Here is a 4,671-nt window from a genome sequence, read left to right as displayed (position 1 = left end):
GCTTTGAGCACTTTGTTGATTTCGGCAATCCCCAAACACCGTCCTTCCCAAAGAGAAATGGCTTCATGAAGGTCGGTGTGAGAAATCAACTGAGCGCCAACAAATTCAATGCGTTTGATCAGCAAACAGGTTGTACTAGGCGAAGCACCATAGGCAGATGTGGTATCATCGTCTGGCAAAAATACCTCATGGGTTTTGTTTTTACGCTGCAATTGCTGAAAACGCTGTTGTTGCGTTTGTTGTCGTTGGATGCTCTCTGATTGATTAATCGCTTTCTCACGAATGTTTTGGGCAAAACTCGCCAACGAGAAAAGGCACAAAATAGCCGTAAAAACAAAAGTGAAAAAAAATCTATGCATTCATTGTGCCCTCAAAATGAGCAACAAAATGAACCATATCATCAGCGTCACAGAAAAAATCGCCAACCGCGTAACAATTTTTTAATTTTTTGATGAGAGTAATACTTATAACATCTGAGAAAAAAGCATAGACTGTACTGTATACACCTGCTTTATGAGTTGTGCAAACCATATCATTTCCCCCGCTTTTGAAGATTTTACAATGACACTGTTAAATGACAATCATACACTCTATATGCTTCTTAATTTTAAGGTGTTGCATGTAATATAATTTTGAGCTTTAAGTAAAGACTCTTATTCATAGAATAGACCAAATTTATTGGAACTGTTACATATTAGAGACAACAAAAAACACTCCATTATTATCGCTTGATAAGAAAAATAGTATGACAATCGCTTATTTACTAAAATAAGAAAAAAAGAAAATGCGTAATGCTATAACTAATGAAGGATTAGCATATTTAAAAGCCGCTTATCCTAATGAAAAAACACTAAAGATGATCTGTTTTATTATGTTTACGGTTTTTTGCATTCAGAAGATTATCGCACCCGTTATGCTGATAATTTATGCAAAGAATTGCCTCGTATCCCTTGCGTAAAAACGGCTGATGATTTTTGGAAATTTGTGACAGCAGGGCGTGAACTCGGTCATTTGCACGTAAACTATGAAACTGTAGAACCTTATCCTGTCACCTTTAAAAAGGGTAATCCAAAACAGACAGAAATCTCTAATCCCGAAAAGTTTTATTACGTGACAGAAATGAAATTCGCAAAAATTAAGGATAGTAAGGAAAAGAATAAATCAACAGTTACTTATAATAGCAATATCATCATGACAGATCTCCCTAAGTAAGCTTATGAGTATATCGTCAATGGCAAGCCTGCTCTTGAATGGTTTATGGGGCGTCAATGTGTAAAAACAGATAAAAAGAGTGGTATTGTGAATGATGCCAATCACTATGCTGTTGAAACCATTGGCAACCCTGCTTATCCATTAGAGTTATTTCAAAGGGTTATCACTGTAAGTTTAGAAACAATGAAAATTGTTAAGAACTTACCAAAATTAGAAATAAGAGAAACCGAATAACTTATAAAGCATACTCACATAATGGGTATAGAGCTTATAACCATAATCTATACCTCTCTTGTTAAGTTGATTAGATAAAATTTTCTTTACTATGAGGATAACAAAATAAAGTTAAGAGAATAGGATTTTGCAACATTCCTCTTAATTATTATGAATTAAGGATTCTTTTCGTGGAGTTTTTTGCCATACCTGCTGTCCAAAGGGTTTTTAATTCTAAAAAATTGACTTGAGACTACAGTGTAGCTACATTATAATAAAATCTATGAATGGAGGTACCAATCATGAAAGCCGATTCTGTTGTTCGCGCTCGCATTCCTGCTGAAATGAAAAAACAAGCGATGATTACTTTAGAACGCATGGGATTAAGCGCATCAGACCTTATCCGTATAACATTTTTGCGTGTCGCTGAAGAAGGTTGTTTGCCTTTTGATCTTAAAGTACCTAATAGTGTCACACGTAAAGCTATAAAGGAATTAGATGAAGGTAAAGGTAAGACATTTAAAAACGCTGATGCCCTTTTTAAGGATTTAGGCATTTAATATGCTGATACCTGTTCGCTCGAGACAATTTAAACGTGACGTGCGCAAGGCGGAAAAACGCAGTAAAAATATGAATAAGCTGCGTACACTATTAAGTCTTCTAATTGAAGAAAAGACATTACCAAGACATTACTGTGATCATCCACTAAAAGGCGATTGGGTAGGGTATCATGATATTCATATCGAACCAGATTGGCTGCTTATTTATAGAATAGAAGGAGATAAATTACATCTTATTCGTACAGGAACGCACTCTGACCTTTTCAAAGAATAATTATATGAAAAGTTAAAAATACTCTAACTTTTCTCTACATAATTAGATTTTTTTACATTGCCTTTAAGAGGTTATATCGTAATCTAAAATGATAGCTTTGTTTAAAGAGAGCTATGTATATTCATTTTCTTATATTACTTATAGGTTTTGAAGGTTTCTCAAACCCTCAAAATACCTTCAAAACCCCTTTATATATATATTACAGATTGTATTTACGTGTTGTGTGTAATATGGGTTGTTTATTTAAAACATTAACATATTGAAATATAATAACTTTTATTTTTGATTGAAAAATAATATATAAAGGGGAGTAAAAGGAACCCTCAAAATACTCAAAATCTTCAAAACTCATAACCATAATGGTCTTGATAGCATTTCATATGAGTTACAAGCTATCTTTTGAAAGGCTTTAAAAGATCATATGCTTTTCATAAAGCACCTTTTAATCATTCTCTAAATCATAAGTTTATCTATTCAAATGAACTGATAAAATTCATAAAAAGGATTTTGATAACGTAATCAGTTTTTACTTTCATACGCTTTTTATAAGACGTGTTGGAATTACTTAATAAAATAATCTAGTTTATCAGTTCAATTTACTGACACATAATTGACAAGTTTTAATCAATTCACATCATTGGTTATCTTTAAAGATTGTACTCTTGATATGAATTATGTCTTAAAAACATTAACCTATTGAAATATTATGTTTTTAATTTTCTCTCATTTAAAAAAATAATATAAGCTCTAAAAAGAACTGACAACACTGACACGGTCTATTAAAAGCGATTTTGCTGATCTCTATAATGATCAGTTTCTATTGAGATATTTTCATAACAGTCTATAAATCACAATTATCCTATTTATCGTTTCTCTTATGAAAATGAAAAATGATGCCATGGCTATAAAGAATATAACAGCTATAGAGAATACGTGAAAAAGCAGGTTTTCATAATCACATGCAAATGAACGCGTTGGTTATAAAGAGCACAGTGCCTATTAAGGTTGTTTAAATTAGAGCCCCTTATAAACAAAATTCACAAAAAATTTAAAATTCATTTAGCAAAAAAAATGATAGGTTATAAAGATAAAAATACGCATTATGAGAGCTTTTCTAAATATTATAAATGTATAGATTCAAAACATAACGCAATCGTTTCATAAAGCCAATAATATAGCTTTAAAAGTACATAAATATAAAAGAAGCAATTAATAAGCATAAGATATTATCAATACACAACGTATTTAAAAAATAAGAAAAAATATCAAAAAAGATAAAATATTATTTGACAATAAATACGTATTTTGTTATGTAAATAATTAAGTGATCAAAACACTAAACATGTAGCGAAGAGGTTAAGATAAACCTAATCCTATTAAAAACTGACTATCTTTTATGCTTTTGTTAGCATATATAGTGATTTTGTCGGGTGTAGTTACGCTATACAATACCCTTTTATGGGAAAAGCGTAACAACGGACTACATGCCGTGTTTTGAGCGCCCGGCATCCTTATAGGGTGTTAATTCAAAATTATAAACATGTAGGATTTAATTATGACAACTATATCAAAAAATACCCCCGTTATCTCTTCCATTGCAAATGAAACCGCGCCTGTTAATCAACAAGAGTCTGCAAAAAAATACGAATTTACCAATGAAAAATTTACTTTTGATGGTCTTACTTTACACCGTATACGTGCTCTAAGAGATTTTGATGATGTTAAGGCGGGGGACCTCGGTGGTTTTATTGAAAATGAAAGTAACTTATCCCATGATGGCAATTGCTGGGTCTATGATAATGCCGCGGTTCTTTTCAATGCAACTGTTTATGAAAATGCTAAAATTTATAATGACGCTAAAATCTTTAGAGGTGCCAAGGTGTATGGCAATGCTATCGTCAATGGCAAGGCATTGGTTTTTGATACAACCGCTCATATTTATGATAATGCAAAAATTCATGATAACGCTAAGGTCTGTGGGCATGTTTATGGTTATGCCGTAATTAGTGATAACGCTACTATTTCTAATGGTGCCAAGGTTTATGACAATGCCCGTGTCTATGAAAGTGCCTATGTTTGTGGCTATATTTTTGGCAATGCTCGTATATATGGCAAGTCACGCATTTATGTCTGGGCGCGGGTTTATGATAATGCCCATGTTTTTTGTAATGCCTGGATTAAGGATTATTCAAGTATCTATGGTCATGCCAAGGTTTCTGGCTCGGCTCGTGTTGGTTGCTTTGTAAGGATTTATGATCATGCCAAGGTCTATGGCAAATCAAATATTGATCATCATGTGCAAATTTATGGCAATGCTGTTGTCAATAGCCGTGCAAAAATTCGTAATGATATCTGTGATGATAATCAGTCACTAAAAGACGCTGCTTAAATAACGCGTGGGCGCGGCGGGGG

4 protein-coding genes and 2 pseudogenes are annotated in these 4,671 nt (G+C 32.8%); 4 read left to right on the top strand and 2 right to left on the bottom strand.

Annotated features, from left to right (window positions below):
* Window positions 1-359, bottom strand: a pseudogene (locus tag ACFINH_RS09165) (ShlB/FhaC/HecB family hemolysin secretion/activation protein); the annotation flags it as partial.
* Window positions 352-531, bottom strand: coding sequence for a hypothetical protein (locus ACFINH_RS09160; protein WP_375632827.1), 180 nt, complete (start codon window positions 529-531; stop codon window positions 352-354). The gene ACFINH_RS09160 and the pseudogene ACFINH_RS09165, both read right to left, overlap by 8 nt.
* Window positions 532-787: 256 nt before the next feature.
* Here ACFINH_RS09160 and ACFINH_RS09155 point away from each other — a divergent pair.
* From ACFINH_RS09155 to ACFINH_RS09140, 4 genes and pseudogenes are all read left to right on the top strand, one after another.
* Window positions 788-1,446 (top strand): annotated as a pseudogene (locus ACFINH_RS09155) (type ISP restriction/modification enzyme); the annotation flags it as partial.
* Window positions 1,447-1,727: 281 nt separating this feature from the next.
* Window positions 1,728-1,985, top strand: a complete 258-nt coding sequence (locus tag ACFINH_RS09150) for a type II toxin-antitoxin system RelB/DinJ family antitoxin (protein WP_375630512.1) — start codon at window positions 1,728-1,730, stop codon at window positions 1,983-1,985.
* A gap of 1 nt (window position 1,986) precedes the next feature.
* Entirely contained in the window at window positions 1,987-2,259 is a 273-nt protein-coding gene (locus ACFINH_RS09145; RefSeq protein ID WP_375632825.1) for a type II toxin-antitoxin system YafQ family toxin, read from the top strand.
* Between the two features lie 1,555 nt (window positions 2,260-3,814).
* A complete protein-coding gene (locus ACFINH_RS09140) occupies window positions 3,815-4,648 on the top strand; it encodes a hypothetical protein (RefSeq protein WP_375632823.1) in 834 nt (277 codons plus the stop codon).
* Window positions 4,649-4,671: the final 23 nt, after the last annotated feature.

Source organism: Bartonella sp. AA74HLJMH, assembly GCF_042197045.1.
In the GTDB taxonomy this organism is placed as follows: domain Bacteria; phylum Pseudomonadota; class Alphaproteobacteria; order Rhizobiales; family Rhizobiaceae; genus Bartonella.
This window is presented reverse-complemented; position numbering and strand designations above follow the sequence as displayed.